General features: G+C 33.9%; 16 protein-coding genes. 12 read left to right on the top strand and 4 right to left on the bottom strand.

Annotation, left to right across the window (positions count from 1 at the left end):
- Positions 1-41 precede the first annotated feature (41 nt).
- The 3 genes from ETI37_RS01785 to ETI37_RS01775 all read right to left on the bottom strand — a co-directional run bounded on the left by ETI37_RS01785 (position 42) and on the right by ETI37_RS01775 (position 3,948).
- Positions 42-980: a nucleoside hydrolase gene (locus ETI37_RS01785; RefSeq protein ID WP_006586610.1), complete on the bottom strand. Its 939-nt coding sequence runs from the start codon at positions 978-980 to the stop codon at positions 42-44.
- Between the two features lie 65 nt (positions 981-1,045).
- Positions 1,046-2,428: an APC family permease gene (locus tag ETI37_RS01780; protein WP_006586611.1), complete on the bottom strand. Its 1,383-nt coding sequence runs from the start codon at positions 2,426-2,428 to the stop codon at positions 1,046-1,048.
- A 908-nt stretch (positions 2,429-3,336) separates the two neighbouring features.
- Positions 3,337-3,948, bottom strand: a complete 612-nt coding sequence (locus tag ETI37_RS01775) for a DedA family protein (RefSeq protein WP_006586613.1) — start codon at positions 3,946-3,948, stop codon at positions 3,337-3,339.
- 117 nt (positions 3,949-4,065) lie between these two features.
- On the opposite strand from ETI37_RS01775, the gene uvrC reads away from it, so the two are divergent.
- The 10 genes from uvrC (at position 4,066) to ETI37_RS01725 (ending at position 13,943) form a co-directional block, all read left to right on the top strand.
- Positions 4,066-5,868 carry an excinuclease ABC subunit UvrC gene (uvrC, locus tag ETI37_RS01770; protein ID WP_034535750.1) on the top strand — a complete coding sequence of 601 codons (1,803 nt, stop codon included), beginning with the start codon at positions 4,066-4,068 and terminating at the stop codon, positions 5,866-5,868.
- 83 nt (positions 5,869-5,951) lie between these two features.
- On the top strand, positions 5,952-7,250 hold the full coding sequence (obgE, locus tag ETI37_RS01765) for a GTPase ObgE (RefSeq protein WP_006586615.1): 1,299 nt from the start codon (positions 5,952-5,954) through the stop codon (positions 7,248-7,250).
- 18 nt (positions 7,251-7,268) lie between these two features.
- Entirely contained in the window at positions 7,269-9,185 is a 1,917-nt protein-coding gene (locus ETI37_RS01760) for an acyltransferase family protein (protein ID WP_006586616.1), read from the top strand.
- A 15-nt stretch (positions 9,186-9,200) separates the two neighbouring features.
- Entirely contained in the window at positions 9,201-10,130 is a 930-nt protein-coding gene (rnz, locus tag ETI37_RS01755; RefSeq protein ID WP_006586617.1) for a ribonuclease Z, read from the top strand.
- A 3-nt stretch (positions 10,131-10,133) separates the two neighbouring features.
- Positions 10,134-10,928, top strand: a complete 795-nt coding sequence (locus tag ETI37_RS01750; protein ID WP_006586618.1) for an SDR family NAD(P)-dependent oxidoreductase — start codon at positions 10,134-10,136, stop codon at positions 10,926-10,928.
- A 5-nt stretch (positions 10,929-10,933) separates the two neighbouring features.
- Positions 10,934-11,188 carry a LapA family protein gene (locus ETI37_RS01745; RefSeq protein ID WP_034535751.1) on the top strand — a complete coding sequence of 85 codons (255 nt, stop codon included), beginning with the start codon at positions 10,934-10,936 and terminating at the stop codon, positions 11,186-11,188.
- Positions 11,189-11,294: 106 nt separating this feature from the next.
- On the top strand, positions 11,295-11,480 hold the full coding sequence (gene rpmF, locus ETI37_RS01740; RefSeq protein WP_006584575.1) for a 50S ribosomal protein L32: 186 nt from the start codon (positions 11,295-11,297) through the stop codon (positions 11,478-11,480).
- A gap of 68 nt (positions 11,481-11,548) precedes the next feature.
- Entirely contained in the window at positions 11,549-13,114 is a 1,566-nt protein-coding gene (locus ETI37_RS01735) for a bifunctional metallophosphatase/5'-nucleotidase (protein WP_006586620.1), read from the top strand.
- Between the two features lie 104 nt (positions 13,115-13,218).
- The gene (locus ETI37_RS01730) at positions 13,219-13,551 is read left to right on the top strand and encodes a hypothetical protein (RefSeq protein WP_006586621.1); all 333 of its coding nucleotides are present in this window, start codon (positions 13,219-13,221) and stop codon (positions 13,549-13,551) included.
- Positions 13,552-13,559: 8 nt separating this feature from the next.
- The gene (locus ETI37_RS01725; protein WP_006586622.1) at positions 13,560-13,943 is read left to right on the top strand and encodes a hypothetical protein; all 384 of its coding nucleotides are present in this window, start codon (positions 13,560-13,562) and stop codon (positions 13,941-13,943) included.
- Between the two features lie 50 nt (positions 13,944-13,993).
- On the opposite strand, the gene ETI37_RS01720 is transcribed toward ETI37_RS01725, so the two are convergent.
- Positions 13,994-14,197, bottom strand: a complete 204-nt coding sequence (locus ETI37_RS01720; RefSeq protein WP_034535752.1) for a YjzD family protein — start codon at positions 14,195-14,197, stop codon at positions 13,994-13,996.
- Between the two features lie 111 nt (positions 14,198-14,308).
- Between ETI37_RS01720 and ETI37_RS01715 the strand changes: the two genes are divergently transcribed.
- Together ETI37_RS01715 and pfkA are read left to right on the top strand one after the other, a co-directional pair.
- On the top strand, positions 14,309-17,428 hold the full coding sequence (locus ETI37_RS01715) for a DNA polymerase III subunit alpha (RefSeq protein WP_034535753.1): 3,120 nt from the start codon (positions 14,309-14,311) through the stop codon (positions 17,426-17,428).
- A gap of 167 nt (positions 17,429-17,595) precedes the next feature.
- Positions 17,596-18,555 (top strand): 6-phosphofructokinase, encoded by a 960-nt coding sequence (gene pfkA, locus ETI37_RS01710; protein ID WP_006586625.1) that lies wholly within the window; start codon positions 17,596-17,598, stop codon positions 18,553-18,555.
- The last annotated feature ends 15 nt before the right edge of the window (positions 18,556-18,570 follow it).

The following is an 18,570-nucleotide window of genomic DNA, read 5'->3' as shown; positions in this document are numbered from 1 at the left end:
AATGAATAAAAAATAGGATTGGGTTTAACCAATCCTATTTTTTACTTAAATTTAGCACTTAATGCTAACTCATCAAATTTTTCGAAAAACTTTTTCTTATCTGCCTTGGTAACTAGAGTCATTGGACGTCCTTGCTTTGATTCAACTAAGCGCCCAGCAGCTGCACCTTGGGTCAGAACATATGATTTGGCTTTGCGAGTTTCGACTAAATTAGGATAAAGGGCTGATAACGTAGTTAAGACATCCCATAAATAATATTGATTACCAGGTTGAGAAGAAATGATTAAACTATAGCCTAACCCAATTAAATCCATTGCAGGATAACGTCGTAAACTGGCAAAATGTTGTTTAAGATCCTCATTTAATGGGATTTCTTCCGTGCTTTCGAGGCCAACCATCTGAATGTCAATATTTGAATTCCAAACTCGTTCAACTGCTTCTGGATCCCAAAAAGCGTTCCATTCTTGAGTTGTGTCATAATAAGGAACAAATACATTTCCATGACCGTCTAATGAACCACCCATCCAATATAATTTATCAATTTTGTTTTCAAGGCTTGGTTCATAATCAAGAGCCCGAGCTAAATCGGTTATCGGACCAGTCATAATTAAAGTCGTTTTTTCAGTTTGAGCCATAATTTTTTCTGCCATATCGATATGAGCAGGATTTTTAGCGGCTGGTGTATTAATTGTGCCATGTTCATTCAAAATCGGAAAGCTGTTAAATGTAAAGGTGCTTTGACGCCATTCTTCTGGGAATTGGTGATGGGCACGTGAATTAGACATAGCTACTTCTAATTGATGGTTGAAAGTATTGAAACGATCAATTATTTTTCTGCTAGCTTCGCATGATGCAACCACATCACCATCGCCATCAATCGCGCTGACTCCAATTAAGTTGATATCTGGAGCTTGTAAAAGTAAAAGTAAAGAAACTAAATCGTCTGTATTTCCATCGTGATTAAAGTAAATGTTCTTCATTTTGGTAACCTTTCATAAAAAAACTACTATCATTATACATGATAGTAGTTTAAATAAGAACAATTTTACTGATTTTTGTTTAAAAGACTGTGTTTATAACCATATAAGAAATAGATAATTATTCCCAAACTAAACCAGATTGTTGCCATAATATAAACATCAATATTAAGTTGGGTTAATAAATATAAACAAATTAATCCAGAAAGAATTGGTAAAACAGGGTATCCTGGCATTTGGTATCCATTATTTGGTAAATCTTTTCTTTTTCTAAGTGGTAAGATTCCAAATGAAACAAATGTAAATGCCAATAAGGTTCCAAAGTTTACTAGACTAGTTAATTGATCTACAGAAAATACTCCAGCCCCTAAGCTAATAATAATAGCTACTACCCATAAACTTATTTGTGGAGTTTTATTTTTTGTTGATAATTTAGCAAGTGATTGTGGTAAAAGACCATCACGTGCCATTGCATATACCAATCTAGAACTCGCATAAATCATAGTTAACATCATAGTTGCCATACCTACTAGCGCTCCAAATGAGAGGAGTTGGGCAATCCAGTCTTGATGTGCGAATTGTAAAGCGAAAGCCACGGGATTTGCTACATCAAGAGCTTTATAGTTAACCATTCCTGTAAGTACAATTGAAACTCCCATATAAAATAGGGTTGCAATTAATAAAGTACCAATAATGCCAAGGGGCATATTCTTTTGAGGATTTTTAACTTCCGCAGCAGAACTTGATACACAATCAAAACCTAGAAAGGCAAAGAATACAGTAGTTGCTCCTTTTATTACTCCAGAAAAATGATATGGAAGAAATGGTTGATAATTAGCTGGCTTAATAAAGTTTGCACCAACTATTATAAATAAAACTATAATTGCAATTTTTAGAATAACAGCAAAATTATTAATTTTTACAGAATCCCGCATTCCACGAGACAATAAGAGTGTAATTAATAAAACAATCCCAATAGCAATTATGTCAATATAAGTTCCCTTGCTTGGATTAAAAGAACTTACAAATGCAGCTGGTAATTTAATATTAAATGGTGCTAAGAATGATTGAAAATAGCTTGACCAACCGGCTGCAACCGCAGCAACGGCTAACATATATTCCAAAATTAAGGCCCAACCTAATATCCAGCCAATAATTTCACCATAAATAATATTTCCATATGAATATGCACTCCCAGCAACAGGCATAGTTGAACTAAATTCAGCATATGACATAGCACTAAGAACACATACTAATGCAGCAAGTAAAAATGACAGGGTCACACCTGGCCCAGCATAATTAGCAGCTACAGTTCCAGGTAGAATAAAAATTCCAGTCCCGATAACTGCACCAACACCTAAAGAAATTAAATCTTTAGCAGTTAGCGTTTTACTAAATTTATGATCTTGGGCTAGGTATTTATTAATGCTTTCTTTTCTAAAAATATTCATTGATAAACCTCACCTCGTTAAAATTGAAAAAATTTATTTATATATTATAACGTTTAATATCTTTTTAAGCTAGTTTGAAAGGGTAAAAGCTCAAGCTATTTGCTATAATTTTGATTGTATTAGGGTAAAAGAGGTTACAAAATGAAAAAAGAGTTTTTAAAAAAGGTGATTTTAAGAAAAATATTTTAATAAGTTCTGCAATTGCTGCAAGTTTATTAAGTGTTGGAAATACTGTACAAGCAGTTAAAGCAGAAAGCACCTCTCCTTCACAAACTGATCAGCGGTCACAAGGTTATAGCTGGACTTTTAAGGGCTTAGGTGATACTAAATTTGCTACAATTGAAATTAATGGAAGTAATTTAAATGTGGTTGCAACTGGTGTAGCACCACACGTATATTGGTAATAAAGGTATTAAGTTCAATGAAAATTTTACTTTAAAAAAAGGTGATAAAATTGCAATTTACCACGCAGAACCAACTAGATTAATCTCATCAATAAAATTTACAAGCACAAATCAAGTACTAGTGCAAGTAGTGGTAAAGCAAGTACAAGTGAAAGTAATTCCAGTTCAAGTAGTGAACTAATAGATAGTAGCTCGAATGTTAGGACAAGTCTTAACCCAACTGTAAAAAGTATAGAGAATAATTTCGCAGATAGACCTGTTAATAAAAAGCCAGTTACTTCTTTAGTTAATAATTCAAAACCACAATTAACCACTGAAAGTCTAAAATCTAACACAATAAATTCATCATCTTCTGATAATCAAAAGATTGAAAAGCGAGAGAACAAAACTGATGCAAATTCTGTTATGAATAAGGCACCTAAACATAAAAAAGAGTTAAAAAAGAAAAATAAAACAAAAAGTGTCTGACACCTGAATGATTAAGTGGCAGACACTTTTTTATAATTACTTCTTTATTCTCTTTTTATACCAATATACACAACCAATTCCAAAGCCAATGATTAATAAGCCAGCACATAAAATTGCATAATCATCAATTATTTGAACAACTATGTCCCACTTGGAACCAAAGTAAAAACCAAGAGAGGATAAGACTGTGTTCCAAATTAATGATCCTAAAAAGGTAAGTCCAACGAACAACGGCAATTTAACTTGTGCAGTTCCAGCTGGAATTGAAATTAAACTTCTAATTATCGGTACAAATCGTCCATAGAAAATAGCCCCTTTTCCATGCTTGTTAAACCAAGCTATTGTTTTACTGACATCATCTTCTTTAAAACCAAGCATTTTGATAAATTTATTATTTACTAATTTCTTTAGTCTTACTTCAGTAAAAAGCGAGCCTGCATAATATAATATTAATGCGCCAAGAACGCTTCCAATTGTTGAAGCAAGAACTACTTCCCATAATGACATCTTCGTATGTAATGTCAAAAATCCCCCAAAGGAAAGAATTACTTCAGAAGGGATTGGGGGAAAGACGTTTTCAAGTGCAATTAGAAATAATATTGCCCAAAAACCAAACTGATTGATTAAGCTGATCATCCATTCAGTCATAAATATTCTCCTTTTCCTGTATCTTACTTTTAATTATAGGGAAGTAAAACATAAAAAGCCATTTAAAAGCAGTTTCATGCTAGACTAGAAAAGTAGAATATAAAGGGAGTGAATTTTTTGGCTAATCAACTTATTGAAAATAAATTGAAGTTATTACCTGAACAACCAGGCTGTTACTTAATGAAAAATATCAATGGTACTGTTATTTATGTTGGTAAGTCTAAAAATTTAAAAAATCGGGTTCGTTCATATTTTAAAAGTAAGCAAGTTGGCCGAAGAGCTGAGTTAGTTAAAGAAATTGCTGATTTTGATATTATTACAGTGACATCTGATAAAGAATCTTTTTTGCTTGAAATAACGCTGATAAAAAAATATCAACCTTATTATAATGTTCAATTAAAGCAAGGTACTGGCTATCCTTACATTGAAATAACTAATGAAAAAGATCCTCAAACACGCTTAACTTCAATTGTTCATAAAGATAATGGTTATTATTTTGGACCTTATCCAAATGTTTATGCCGCCCAAGCAACATTGCGTTTTATTCAAAAGGTTTGGCCATTAAGACGTTGCAATGGTCATCAAGGCAGACCTTGCTTGTATTATCATATGGGACAGTGTTTAGGTGCATGTTTTCAAGAGGTCCCGCGTAGTAAATATGAAGCACAAATAGCAAAAATAAAGCGCTTTTTAAATGGTGATATCACTCAGGTGAAGCAAGAGTTAACAGAAAAGATGCAAATTGCAAGTGGTAATTTAGAATTTGAACGAGCTGCTGAAATAAGAGATCAATTAAGATATATTGAACAAACTGTTGAAAAACAAAAGATTATTTCTAACGATCATACTCAACGTGATATCTTCAATTTTTATGTAGATAAAAGTTGGATTTCTGTTCAAATATTCTTTTTGAGACAAGCTAAGCTTTTGCGGCGAGAAACTAAAATGTTCCCTTTGATGGACTTATCAGATCCTAAAGATGAATTTATGTCTTTTATTGTTCAATTTTATAATCAAAAGAATCGAATTTTACCTAGAGAAGTTCTTGTTCCTGAAGATTTAGATAATGGTAATTTAAGTGAAGTCCTTGGTGTAAAGGTTCGGACTCCACAGCGCGGAACAAAACGTGATTTACTTAAAATGGCTAAAGATAATGCTAAACTTAAATTAGATGAAAAGTTCCGGCTTCTTGAGTTGGGAAATCGTAAAACCAAAGGAGCTCAAGCAGAAATTTTTAAAGCTTTGGGTCTGCCATATGGTCATATCATAGAGAGTTTTGACCATTCCCATATTCAAGGGACAGATCCAGTTTCAGCTTGTGTAGTTTTTAAAGATGGAGAACCTTTCAAGACTGCTTATCGTAAATATAAATTAAAAGGTGAAGTCGAGCATCAAAATGGTGCAGATGAAGTTGGAAATACACGTGAAGTCGTAAGACGTCGATATAGTAGAATGTTAAAAGAACATTCTCGCCTGCCAGATTTAATTTTAATGGATGGTGGTCAGATACAGGTAGATGCTTGTCTAGACGTTTTGCGCAATGAACTGAATTGTGATATTCCTGTTGCTGGTATGGTTAAGGATAATCATCACCATACCAATCATTTGATTTTTGGTGATCCAATTAATGGTAAACCTTTAGAACTTATCCCGATGGATCCTAAATCAGAAGGGTTTTATCTAATGACAAGAATCCAAGATGAAGTTCATAGGTTTGCAATTACTTTTCATAGACAAACACATGCCAAGAATTCACTTGCAAGTAAATTAGATGGAATTAAAGGAATAGGACCTAAAAGTCGTAATAAACTACTTAAGAAATTTGGCTCATTGAAAAAAATTAAGGATGCGTCTGTTGAGGAGTTACAAGATGCAGGCTTAACTTTGCCACAGGCTCAATCTGTAAAGTTAACTTTATAGTTTTTTTGAAGATTTTATTTAATTTACTTTGTCAATATGGTATGTTTAATTAGTTGAAATTCATTTTAGAAAGAAGGGAAATTATGCCAACTTTTGTTGATCAAACTAAAATTGAAGTCCAAGCTGGTAAAGGTGGCGATGGTATGGTCGCTTTTCGTCATGAAAAATATGTTCCTAATGGTGGACCAGCTGGTGGTGATGGTGGCCGAGGCGGTAGCATAATTTTTGTTGCTGATAGTGGACTTAGAACCTTAATGGATTTTCGTTATCGTAGAAAGTTTAAAGCTGATAATGGTGAAAATGGTCGAATTAAGTCACAATATGGTCGAGGAGCTAAAGACTTATACTTAAAAGTTCCAGTTGGTACGGTTGTGAGTGATTTCTTTACTGGTGAAATCATTGGCGATATGACCAAAAAAGGTCAGGAATTAGTGGTTGCTAAGGGTGGTCGAGGTGGCCGTGGAAATATTCACTTTGCAACTAGCGTTAATACTGCACCTGAAATTGCAGAAAATGGTGAACCGGGCGAATTTAGAACTCTAAAACTTGAGCTTAAAGTTTTAGCTGATGTTGGTTTAGTTGGCTTTCCATCTGTTGGTAAGTCAACACTTCTTTCAGTTGTTACCAAGGCAAAACCAAAAATTGCGGCTTATGAATTTACAACTTTAACACCAAATTTAGGAATGGTTGTTTTAAATGATGGTCGAGATTTTTCAATGGCCGATCTTCCAGGTTTAATTGAAGGAGCCAGTCAAGGTGTCGGCTTAGGAATTCAGTTCTTGCGTCATGTTGAAAGAACTAAGGTTATTTTACATTTAGTTTCTATGGACCCTAATAATGGTCGAGATGCAGTTGAAGATTATAAGATTATTCGTAAAGAACTAAGTAATTATACTGCTGATTTAACTAAAAAACGTGAGATTATTGTAGCTTCACAGATGGATATTCCAGGTAGTGAAGAGAAATTTACAGAGTTTAAACAAGGATTAGAAAAGCTAGGAATTGAAGAGCCAATTTTTAAAATCTCTAGTGTAACTCATCAAGGACTTGAACTTTTAATGAATAAGGCCGCAGATTTAGTGGCTGAAGTTGAAGCTAGTCAAGAAGTGGAAGAAGTAACTACTGAAGAAAAGAACTACAAATTTAAGCCTGAAGTTGATGAAAGCTTTAAGGTTGAATGTGTTGGTGAACATGAATTTATTGTTACTGGTGCAAAAATTGAACGTTTGGTTCAAAGAACTAATATTGAACACCAAGATGGTATTATGCTTTTAGCAAGAAAACTGAAAAATATGGGTGTTGATGATGCACTTAGAGCCAAAGGAGCTGTCGATGGAGATGATGTAACAATTGGCGACATTTCCTTTGAATTTGTCCAATAAAAAGGGAGATTGGAAAGGATGCAGCGAAAAAATCGCTTTATAAAGGGGTATTCAGGCCTTCGGGCAATAGCAGTTATTGGAGTTATTTTATATCATTTTGATCCTAATACTTTTATTGGTGGGTATCTTGGTGTGCCGATTTTTTTCGTATTATCCGGATATTTAGTAACTGACCACATATTAGCTAGTTATGAAAAAACAGGTTATTACGATAATAAACGTTTTTATTTATCAAGATTAAAAAGGCTTTATCCGCAGCTGATTACATTATTATGGGCAAGTGGTGCTTATATATTAATGTTTCAACAACAAACTCTTGCCAAGTTTAATCAGATTGTTATAACCAATTTGCTTAATATTTATAATTTTTGGCAAATAGTTAATGGACAGAGCTATTTTGAACGTTTTGCCGGGAATGTATCACCATTTACTCATCTTTGGACCATGTCAATTGAAGGGCAATTTTATATATTTTGGCCACTAATAATGATGGCCTTGATTAAGTTTTGCAAGACAAGATATCGTGCTTTTTGGATTATTATAGGTTTTAGTATCTTGTCTGCTTTAGAGATGGCGATTTTATATCAGCCAAATGTTGATACTAGCAGAATTTATTATGGGACAGATACTAGATTCTTTGCGTTAGGATTAGGTGCTGCTTTAGCATTTGTTTGGCCAATTAGACATCTTAATCCCAAAATTAATAGAAGTGATTGGATATTTCTTGATATTACTGGTGCAGTTTCTTTGCTTGGAATGCTTTGGTTATTTTTATCAAGAATTATGGATCCACAGGCTACTTTTGCCTATCGTGGTGGAATGTTTTTATTTAGCTTGTTTACTACAATTTTAGTCGCAATAATAGCTCACCCAGCCAGTCATTGGAATCAAATTTTTACAAATCGAATTTTTGATTGGATAGGTAGTAGAAGCTATGGAATATATTTGTACCAATTCCCAGTTATGGTCTTTTTTGAAGCTAAGTTTACCGATATGGCAAATCATGCCGTTTTATATCGGCTAATTGAGCTTGCTATTATTTTAGGCTTGGCTGAATTGACGTATCGCTTTATTGAAAAGCCATTTTCTAAAATTAGTTTTAAGAGCATTCGGATATTTATTACTCATTTAAAGGACTCAGAAAAAAATGCTCATTTAAGAATTGCTAGTGGAATATCAACTTTAATTTTAGCGTTAGGAACAATTGCCTTAATAAAATCCCCAGCTGTTAAAGTGGTAAATGCAAATAAATCACAGCTTGCTGAAAGAATTGAGAGAAACAAGGCTAATCAAGAAAAGTCAAATAAACAGTTAATTGACAAATTTAAAAGTACCAAGAAAAAAGAAAGTAAATCTAAAGTTTACGTAGAAGCAGAACAGGCTGCTAAGGATAAACCAGTTAATAAGGAATTTGAAAAATATGGAATCAATCAGGTTGAGTTACAATTAGCACAAAAAGTTCATGTAACGGCAATTGGGGATTCAGTGATGGCTGGTTCTAGTGATATGCTTAAGCAATTAATGCCGAATGCTTTAATTGATGCTGCTGTTTCAAGGCAGTTAGTACCAACTATTGGCTTATTTGATCAATATAAAGGCCAAGGCGCTTTGGCTGAAAATGTTTTAATAGGTTTAGGAACTAATGGACCTTTTTCTATGAATGATGTTGATCATTTGATGAAAATTATTGGCCCTAAAAGGCAAGCTTTTTGGATAAGTATTCATGTTCCAAGCAGGCAATGGCAAGGACCAGTAAATGATTTGATTGCAAAAGCTAGTGCAAAGTATAAGAATCTATCAGTAATTGACTGGTATAGTTATAGCAAGAACCACAATGATTGGTTTTATGGTGATCAAACACATCCAAATATTGAAGGATCAAAGTATTATAGTAGCTATATTACAAAAGAAATATTGAAAAAAGCAAAGTTTTAGATAGGGGAATGATTAATGGAAATTCAATTTTTAGGAACTGGAGCTGGGCAGCCATCCAAGCAGCGAAATGTTTCTAGTCTAGCTTTAAAGTTGCTTGACGAGCTGAATGAGATTTGGCTGTTTGATGTCGGAGAAGCAACTCAACATCAAATTTTACGTACCAATATCCGTCCAAGAAAAATTACTAAAATTTTTATTTCCCACAATCATGGCGACCATATTTTTGGTTTACCAGGTTTGCTGTCAACTCGTTCTTTTCAAGGAGATGTAGGACCTTTAACTATTTATGGACCAGCGGGGCTTGAACAATTTGTTACAACAGCATTACGTATATCTAAAACTAAAGTTAGCTATCCAATTCATTTTGTTGAATTGAAAGATGATCAAAAAATTTTTGAAAATGCAGAATTTTCCGTATATTGCAAAAAACTAGATCATCGTGTTGCAAGTTTTGGCTTTCGTGTAGTAGAAAAATCGCATCCTGGTGTATTATTAATGGATAAACTAGCTCCATATCATCTACCTAATGGGCCAATTTTAGGTCAATTAAAAGCTGGAAAAGTGGTAGAGTTAGAAGATGGAAGGGTTCTAAATGGTAAAGACTTTTTGGGACCTGAAAAAAAGGGTAGAATTGTTACAATTATTTATGATACTCGGATTACGCCTTCAATTGCTGAATTAGCCCAAGATGCAGATGTTTTAGTTCATGAATCAACTTTTGCTGGACCTGAAGGTAAAATGGCTAAAGCATATTATCATTCAACAGCTACTCAAGCAGCTGAAATTGCTAAGAAGGCAAATGTAAAGCGCTTATTTTTAACTCATGTGTCAGCTCGTTACTTAGGGTCAAAAGCACATATTTTGGAAAAACAAGCGCAAAAAGTATTCCCTAATACAGTATTAGTAAATGATTTAGATGTTTTTGATATTCCAATGAGAGGATAAATCATGAATAATTCATTACGCAATAAAGTTGTTGTTATTACTGGTGCATCAAGCGGATTGGGACGTTCAATTGCTTTGCAATCTGCAGAAAGAGGTGCCAATTTAATTTTAATTGCTCGTCGTGAAGAAAAATTATTGGAAGTAGCGGCTGAAGCCAAAGAATTATCAGGAGCTGAAGTTTGGGTTTATCCAACTGATATGGGAAAAGCCAATCAAATTGAAGATACTTTCAAAAAAATTATCGTGGCCGTTAAGCAGATTGATTTCTTAGTTAATGCAGCAGGCTTTGGTGATTTTGATGATTTCTTTGATCAAAATCCGCAACTTATAACTAATATGTTCCAGGTTAATGTCTTGGGTTTAATTTACTTCACTAGATTAATTGCGAGAGTGATGATTGATCAAAAATCAGGTCAAGTAATCAATTTGGGCTCGATGGCTGGAAAAATACCAACAACTAAGTCTGCAGTGTATAGTGCTACAAAAGCTGCAGTTATTCAGTTTTCAAATGTTTTACGCTTAGAACTTAAACCATTTGGTGTAAAAGTAATGACGGTAAATCCAGGTCCTGTTTATACTAATTTCTTTAACAGAGCAGATCATACTGGCGATTATGTCCACAACGTTCAATCTTTCATGTTAGATCCTGATGATGTTGCTTGGCAAGTTGTACATTATTTTGGTAGTGATAAGCGTGAGCTCAATCTACCATTATCATTAGCAGCGATGGCTAAACTTTATAACTTATTCCCATCTGCTGGTGATTATTTATCAATGATTTTTGGATCTAGAAAGTAATGGATATGAATAAACAAAAGAATTTAGTTATTGGATTAGCAGTAAGTTTATTATTAATAATCTTTGTTTTATTAAATACGGAACCAGTTACAATTAATTTTTTGGTAGTTAAACCTAAACTGCCGTTAATTGTAGTCTTGGTTATTATGGCTTTTTTAGGGGCATTAGTATCATGGCTAATGGGAGAAAAGAGTCAGAATGACCAAAAAGGATCATGGGGATTTTTTAAGAAAAAAAACGACAAGAAGATTAATGAATAACTTGATTTATCCATTATCTAATAGTATTATGGAAATACGTGAGTAACGAAGTCTAATTCTTATTGGACTTTTTCAGTCTCAAACTACAAAAAAGGAGATTTAACGAATGGCAGTTCCTGCAAGAAAAACTTCAAAACAAAAGAAACGTTCACGTCGTGGTCACATTAAGTTAACTGTACCTGCAATGCATTACGATGCAACTACAGGTGAATACCGTTTAAGCCACCGTGTTTCACCAAACGGCTACTACAAGGGTCGTCAAGTTGTTAAAAAAGCTAACAACAACGACTAATTAATAGACACCTGATTTGCGGTGTCTTTTTTTTTACAAAAAAACAAAGAGGAAAGTATTATTGAACAATGAAACTAGTTTTTTTACATACTAGCGATACGCATGGATTTTTATTACCAACAGATTATCAAGATAAAAATGATTATGAAGCACCAATTAGTTTGAGTAGAGTTTCAACTGCTATTAAAAAGCAAAGAGAAAAATGGGGTGCAGATAATGTAGTAGTTACTGATGCAGGTGACTGTTTGCAAGGTTCACCATTGGCAAGTTTTTGTCATAAAGATAGTAGTTTCAAACGGCTCGATCAATTTACTGCTGCTTATAATGAAATTGGATATGATGGTCGCTGCTTAGGAAATCATGATTTTAACTTTGGCTTGGATTATTTAAAGCACTATATTGAAAAAAATACAGCTAGTTTTGTAAATGATAATATTCTTGATGAAAATACAGATAATCCTGCTTTTGGTCAAGAATACAAAATTATTGAACGTCATGGGGTTAAAATCGGTTTATTAGGAATTACAACCCAGTATGTTCCCCATTGGGAACCAGAAGAACATATTCAGGGGTTAAAGTTTGTCTCAGCTTTTGAGCAAATAAAGAAATTAGCACCTAAATTGAAAAAAGACGTTGATATTTTAGCTGTAATGTATCATGGGGGCTTTGAAAGTGATCCCGTTACTGGAGTAGCTACTGAACCACATAATGGTGAAAACGAAGGCTACAAGATTTTAACAGAAGTTCCAGAAGTTGATGTGTTTTTGACTGGGCATCAACATCGTCGCTTGAACTTAGTGGTTAATAATACTGCCATCGTCCAACCAGGATATCGAGGCGAATGTGTTGCGCAAGTAGTAATTGATTTGGATAAAACTAGTGATGGTGTTAAGATTAACAATTTAGAAACTAGTTTAATTGAGACTAAAGATTATGAACCAGATTCAGAAATTGTAAAAGATATAACTGATGTTGACGAAAAAGCTCAAGCATGGCTTGATCAACCAATTGCTCATTTATCTGAGCCAGCACCAATTAAAAATGCTTTTGAAGGTAGAACTAAAGGAGCACCATTTATAAATCTGCTTCAACAAATGCAAATTTACTTTACTGGTGCTGATATTTCTGCAACTGCTGTTATGAGCGAAAAGGCACGTGGGTTTACCAATCAAACAGTAACTTTGAGAGAAGTTATTTTGAATTATCCATATGCTAATCAGCTTTGTAAGGTAAAACTAACTGGCAAGGAATTAAGGGAGATTTTAGAACATACTGCTACTTTCCTTGAAAAAGATAACGAGGGAAATATTCATTTCATTGATCGTTATATTAAGCCTAAGCCACAGTTGTATCATTTTGATGTCTTTTATCCATTACATTATGAAGTTGATTTATCTAAGCCACATGGGCAAAGAGTAGTAGAATTGACTTTATATGGAAAACCAATCGAAGATGAACATATTTATCATTTGGCAGTAAATAATTATCGGGCTATGGGTGGAGGTTTCTACCCTGCATATTCAATGGATAAAATTGAACTAATGCTTGATAAAGATTATGTACAAATGTTTACTGAATATCTGACTAGTGGCGAAGTTAAGGTAGATACTAAGCAATATTACAAGTTTTATTAGATAAAAAGATCACTTCAAAAGGAAGTGGTCTTTTTAATTTTGAAATTGCTTACATGATATAATTAAACTGAAATGATGAGTGGGATTTTTTAAGGAGAAAGCTTATGAAGAAAGTAACATCATTTTGCCAGAATCATCCATTTATTTCTCCAGTAATTGTATTTTGGAGTATAGTTTTCTTAATGTTTTTCGGACCCAAGATTTTAACCTCGATTAAATCAGCATATTTTAACTATCAAATTACTCAAGTGGTTTCAGAAAAGAAACCACAAGCCAAAGCACTGGATATGATGCAAGAAGATACAGAAAGCAAGGTTTATTATCAAACATATGAATATAAAGATAGGAAATATATCCTTGCTTGCTACAAGAAATCTGGAAGAAGACACTTTGATTGGTACAGTTTAAAAACTGGAAAGATTGAACATCTAAAGTAGGTATAACTATGAAAAACTTTGGACAAAAGCACCCTTTGATGGTGTGGATTTTAACACTTTTATTCAATTTGCTGATTTTAGTTGGTATTTATTTAAGTTATTTGTCTTTTCAAGAAGAGCATGATACGAAGGTTGCCTATTCAGAAATTGAATTAGCTTTGAAAAAACAAAATATTAATACTCATGAAATAAAAGTTGCCCAGCCTTTTGTTAGGAATCAAAGGGCTTTTACCAATACTATCTGGTACACACTAGCCTTTACTTTCAAAGGTCAAAAATATGAAGCAACTTATCAAGAAGAACTTATTGATAAAATTATAACGAAAGATTGGGCAATTCGTTATAAACCAGAATATAGAGTAAAGATTGAAAAAGTTAAAGAGTTTCAATAAAAATAAAAGGAGACGTAACATTCTACGTCTCCTATTTTTATATTCAATAATTATAACATCTTACTGTACTTGGTTTTACCCTTGTATGATTTAGCTGCGATGAAAGGAATAATAACAGCAAATAACAAACCAAATACAATTCCTACACGAATTGCTTGCATTGGGTTAAATTGCGTTTCAGTTAATGCTGCAGCAATAAAACCAATGATTGACATAAAAATAGTACTCCAAATTACTGAAATAATGTAGCGCATAATCTCTCCTTCTTTCGCTTTGCATTTTATCAAATTTTGAAATTGTAAACAAGGAAATGAAACATAATACCAGTTTTTGGTATACTTAGAATAAATGAAAGGGGTCACGTGATGCAAGTTTCTGGTTTACAAACGCTGAGTTCTTTTTCTCTGCTCAAAAGTCCAATTTTAATTGATGATTTGGTGAAAGATGCCGTAGATAAAGGATATAGTAGTTTAGCCTTAACTGATATAAATGTTACATATGGCTTAGTTGATTTTTATTTAGCTGCCAAAAAAGTTAACTTAAAACCTTTACTTGGAATGACAATCAGACTTAATGGGATTGTTGACCAAGCGCATCGTTATGACTTAATTTCAATTGCTAAAAATAACCAAGGTTATAAAAATATATTACGTTTATCTAGTGCAATCAATCTAAAAACTGATAATGGCGATGAACGTAAAGTTTTAACCCTAAAGCAGTTAGCCAAATATTTAAGTGATCAAGTTTTTATTGTGCCAGCTAATATAACTAGTGAACTGCGCTATCTAGCTGAAAATAATGAAAAGTTGGGAAGTGATTTCATTCGTGAATTACAAAAAATAATTCCCAGCTCTAGTGATTTATATTTAGGAGCCTATGCCGGTAAAAATCAGCCATATATTGATTATGCAAAAAGCATGGCTAAACAGTTTAATTTACCTCTAGCTGCAACTGAAGATGTTCAATATTTGCAAGCTAGTGATCATTTTTTGGTAAAAACATTAAGAGCGATTGAACAAGGACAAAAATTAGTTGATACTTCTAGTTTGGCCTTGCAAAAGGGTTCTCATTATTTACGCACCAGTGGTGAATTAGTATCTGCGTATAATGAATGCAGTATTTTATCAGCTTTGCATAATGCAGCTAAAATAGCTGATGAATGTAAGGCGTCAGTAACTTTTACTCAACCAGAATTACCTAAATATAAGCAAAGTTTTGCCCCTGATTCTAAAATATATTTACGTCAGTTAGTTCAAAAAGGGCTTGCTAAGCGTTTTAATGGGCAACCAATCCCAGAAATTTATCAAAAAAGGCTAGATTATGAATTAAAAATTATTGATCAGATGGGCTTTGATGACTACTTCTTAATTGTGTGGGATGTAATAAATTATGCCCATTCTGTTGATATTACTACTGGACCAGGTCGTGGCTCAGCAGCAGGTTCTTTAGTGGCGTATAGTTTGGCAATTACAGAAGTTGATCCTATAAAATATAATTTGCTTTTTGAAAGATTTTTAAATCCAGCTCGAGCTCAAATGCCAGATATCGACCTTGATATCCCAGATAATCGTCGTGATGAAATCATTAAATACATGTTTGAAAAATATGGAATGGATCATGCGGCCCAGATATTGACTTTTGGGACTTTGGCTGCAAAACAGGCTTTGCGTGATTGCGCCCGGGTATTTGGTTTAACAACAATTCAAGCTAGTAAATTTACCCATGCAATCCCGTTTTCCAAATCAAAAATCACCTTAGCACAGGCTTATCAAGAATCAAAAGCATTGCAATTGCTTGTTAATGCATCAGAACTTAATAAGTTATTATTTAAAACGGCTATGCGATTAGAAGGGATACCACGCCATGCCTCCATTCACGCAGCAGGACTAGTAATTAGTGACAAATCTATTGCGCAAATAGCAGGATTGCAAGCAGGAACATTGGGGATTCCTGTGACCCAACAAACAAAAGCCCACGTTGAGGAACTAGGCTTATTAAAAATTGATTTTTTGGGATTAAGAAATTTAACTATTTTAGGTGATACGATAGAATTGCTAGCAAAAGATGGCATAAAATTAGACCCTAAAAGGATCCCTCTTGATGATATTAAGACCTTACAATTGTTTCAAAAGGGGAAGACTGATGCTGTGTTTCAATTTGAATCACAAGGAATTAAAAATGTTCTAAGGCGATTGCATCCTGATAGTTTTGAAGATGTTGTAGCCGTTAACGCCTTATATCGGCCAGGACCAATTCAAAATATTGATCATTTTATTAATCGAAAACAAGGTAAAGAGCCAATCACTTATCCCGATTCATCTTTAGCGAAACTTTTACAACCAACTTATGGAATTTTGGTTTATCAAGAACAAGTTATGCAGACTGCACAAATTATGGCTGGTTTTAGCTTGGGTGAGGCGGATTTATTGCGTAGAGCCATGTCTAAGAAAAAGCAAGATTTAATTGATCAAGAACGCGAAAAATTTATTGCTGGAGCAGTTAAAAATGGCCATCCACAAGCTACTGCTAGCAAAGTTTATGCATATATTGAACAGTTTGCTAACTATGGTTTTAATCGTTCACATGCGGTAGCTTATTCCAAAATTGCTTTTTGGCTTGCTTATTTAAAAGTTCATTATCCAGCTGCATTCTTTACTGCATTATTAAATTCTGTTAGTGCTAATCGAGTAAAAGCTGGTGAATATATCACTCAGGCTCAAGAAGCTGGTGTAAAAATCTTGGCCCCAGATATTAATAATAGTCAGACTGACTATTATTTGGTAAATGGTCAAATTCAGGTTGGCCTTAAAGCAATTAAGGGTCTGAGAGTTGATTTTTTAAGAAATATTGCTGGTTTGCCGAAAAACTTTACCTCTTTAGCCGATTTTTTAAGAAAAATAGATGCTAAATTTCTTTCTGAACAAGCGATTGCAGCCATGATTAAGGCAGGTTGCTTTGACAAAATTGATGAAAATCGAAAAATGTTATTGGCTAACTGCAAAGAAATAGTAGAAAATATTAAGTTTACTGGTCAAAATGAAACTTTATCTGAAGGATTAGGTGGAATTCGTTTAGAGCAAGCACCAGCCCCTAATTCAAATGAAAAGGCCACAATGGAAGAAGAAGTGTTAGGTTTTTCAACAACCAAAACTCCAATTTTAGTTGTTCAAAAATACGCCGAACGATTCAATGCTCAAGCTTTAAATTCTTTTACAGTTAATGAAACGGGAATTGCAGTTGGTAAATTAATTAAATTGAAATTAATTAGAACTAAAAAAGGCGATACAATGGCTTTTTCAACTTTTAGGGATGCAAGCAGTGAACAAGAAATTACAATTTTCCCAGGAATTTACAATAATATTTCAAATATCTTGAAAGAGGGACAAATATATCTTTTGGGAATTAGAACTCAAAGTGATCGCTATGATGCTGGAAAAGTTCAATATATGTTGACCAATTTGAAACTTGTCAATTTTACTGAATAAAAACAAATTCAAAGAATCACAATCTAGCGGCAATGGTAACGCTAACAAAATAAAAAAAGCAACAGAATAGTAATTTAGCCCATTTTTTTAAAGACTTTGAGAGAAAAAAATGGTAGTATTTAATTGATGTGAGAAATTACACATAATAATCATGATGGGGTGAATTCATGAAACGGATTGGTATTTTAACAAGTGGTGGGGATGCCCCTGGTATGAACGCTGCTGTTCGTGCGGTTGCTAGAACTGCGATGGCTAATGGCATCGAAGTATTCGGTATTCGCTACGGATTTGCAGGGTTAGTTGCTGGTGACATCTTCCCAATGACATCTGATTCAGTTGCCAATATCTTAACTCGTGGTGGTACTTTCCTTTACACAGCTCGTTATCCGGAGTTTGCGCAAGAAGAAGGTCAATTACGTGGTATTGAACAATTGAAGAAGCATGGTATTGAAGCATTAGTAGTTATTGGTGGAGATGGTTCTTACCATGGTGCTTTGGCTTTGACTAAGAGAGGATTTAACTCTATTGGTCTTCCAGGTACTATTGATAATGATATTCCATTCACTGATTTAACTATTGGTTTTGATACTGCCTGCACTACAGCAGCTGATGCAATTGATAAAATCAGAGATACTGCAAGCAGTCACCAACGTGTATTCGTAATTAATGTTATGGGTCGTGATTGTGGTGATATTGCCATGCGTGTTGGTGTGGCAAGCGGTGCTGATGCTATCGTTATTCCAGAAAAGCCATATGACATTGAAGCTATTGCTAACAAGCTTAAAAAGAGCTTTGCTAATGGTAAGGATCACGGTATTGTCATTGTTGCAGAAGGCGTAATGTCTTCAGAAGACTTCTTGAAGGAACTTCTCAAGTATGGTGACTTTGATGCTCGTACTGAAGTTTTAGGTCACATGCAACGTGGTGGTGAACCTACTGTTAGTGATCGTGTTTTAGCAAGTAAAATGGGTTCATATGCTGTTAAGCTTCTTATGGAAGGAAAAGGTGGCTTAGCTGTAGGTATTGAAGACAATCACTTGTGTACTCATGACATCGTTGATTTATTTGATTCACGCCATGTTGGTGATTACTCATTGCTTGCAATGAATGATGATTTGTCACGGTAAATTTTGTTTTTGTAA

The sequence above is a fragment of the Lactobacillus mulieris genome (assembly GCF_007095465.1).
GTDB lineage: Bacteria > Bacillota > Bacilli > Lactobacillales > Lactobacillaceae > Lactobacillus > Lactobacillus mulieris.
Note: the sequence above shows the minus strand (reverse complement) of the source record. Positions and strands in the feature narration are given on the sequence as shown.

Coding starts and splice junctions, on each gene's coding strand:
- ETI37_RS01785 (WP_006586610.1), bottom strand. CDS start 980: ATGAAGAACATTTACTTTAATCACGATGGAAATACAGACGATTTAGTT.
- ETI37_RS01780 (WP_006586611.1), bottom strand. CDS start 2,428: ATGAATATTTTTAGAAAAGAAAGCATTAATAAATACCTAGCCCAAGAT.
- ETI37_RS01775 (WP_006586613.1), bottom strand. CDS start 3,948: ATGACTGAATGGATGATCAGCTTAATCAATCAGTTTGGTTTTTGGGCA.
- obgE (WP_006586615.1), top strand. CDS start 5,952: ATGCCAACTTTTGTTGATCAAACTAAAATTGAAGTCCAAGCTGGTAAA.
- ETI37_RS01760 (WP_006586616.1), top strand. CDS start 7,269: ATGCAGCGAAAAAATCGCTTTATAAAGGGGTATTCAGGCCTTCGGGCA.
- rnz (WP_006586617.1), top strand. CDS start 9,201: ATGGAAATTCAATTTTTAGGAACTGGAGCTGGGCAGCCATCCAAGCAG.
- ETI37_RS01750 (WP_006586618.1), top strand. CDS start 10,134: ATGAATAATTCATTACGCAATAAAGTTGTTGTTATTACTGGTGCATCA.
- ETI37_RS01745 (WP_034535751.1), top strand. CDS start 10,934: ATGAATAAACAAAAGAATTTAGTTATTGGATTAGCAGTAAGTTTATTA.
- rpmF (WP_006584575.1), top strand. CDS start 11,295: ATGGCAGTTCCTGCAAGAAAAACTTCAAAACAAAAGAAACGTTCACGT.
- ETI37_RS01735 (WP_006586620.1), top strand. CDS start 11,549: ATGAAACTAGTTTTTTTACATACTAGCGATACGCATGGATTTTTATTA.
- ETI37_RS01730 (WP_006586621.1), top strand. CDS start 13,219: ATGAAGAAAGTAACATCATTTTGCCAGAATCATCCATTTATTTCTCCA.
- ETI37_RS01725 (WP_006586622.1), top strand. CDS start 13,560: ATGAAAAACTTTGGACAAAAGCACCCTTTGATGGTGTGGATTTTAACA.
- ETI37_RS01720 (WP_034535752.1), bottom strand. CDS start 14,197: ATGCGCTACATTATTTCAGTAATTTGGAGTACTATTTTTATGTCAATC.
- ETI37_RS01715 (WP_034535753.1), top strand. CDS start 14,309: ATGCAAGTTTCTGGTTTACAAACGCTGAGTTCTTTTTCTCTGCTCAAA.
- pfkA (WP_006586625.1), top strand. CDS start 17,596: ATGAAACGGATTGGTATTTTAACAAGTGGTGGGGATGCCCCTGGTATG.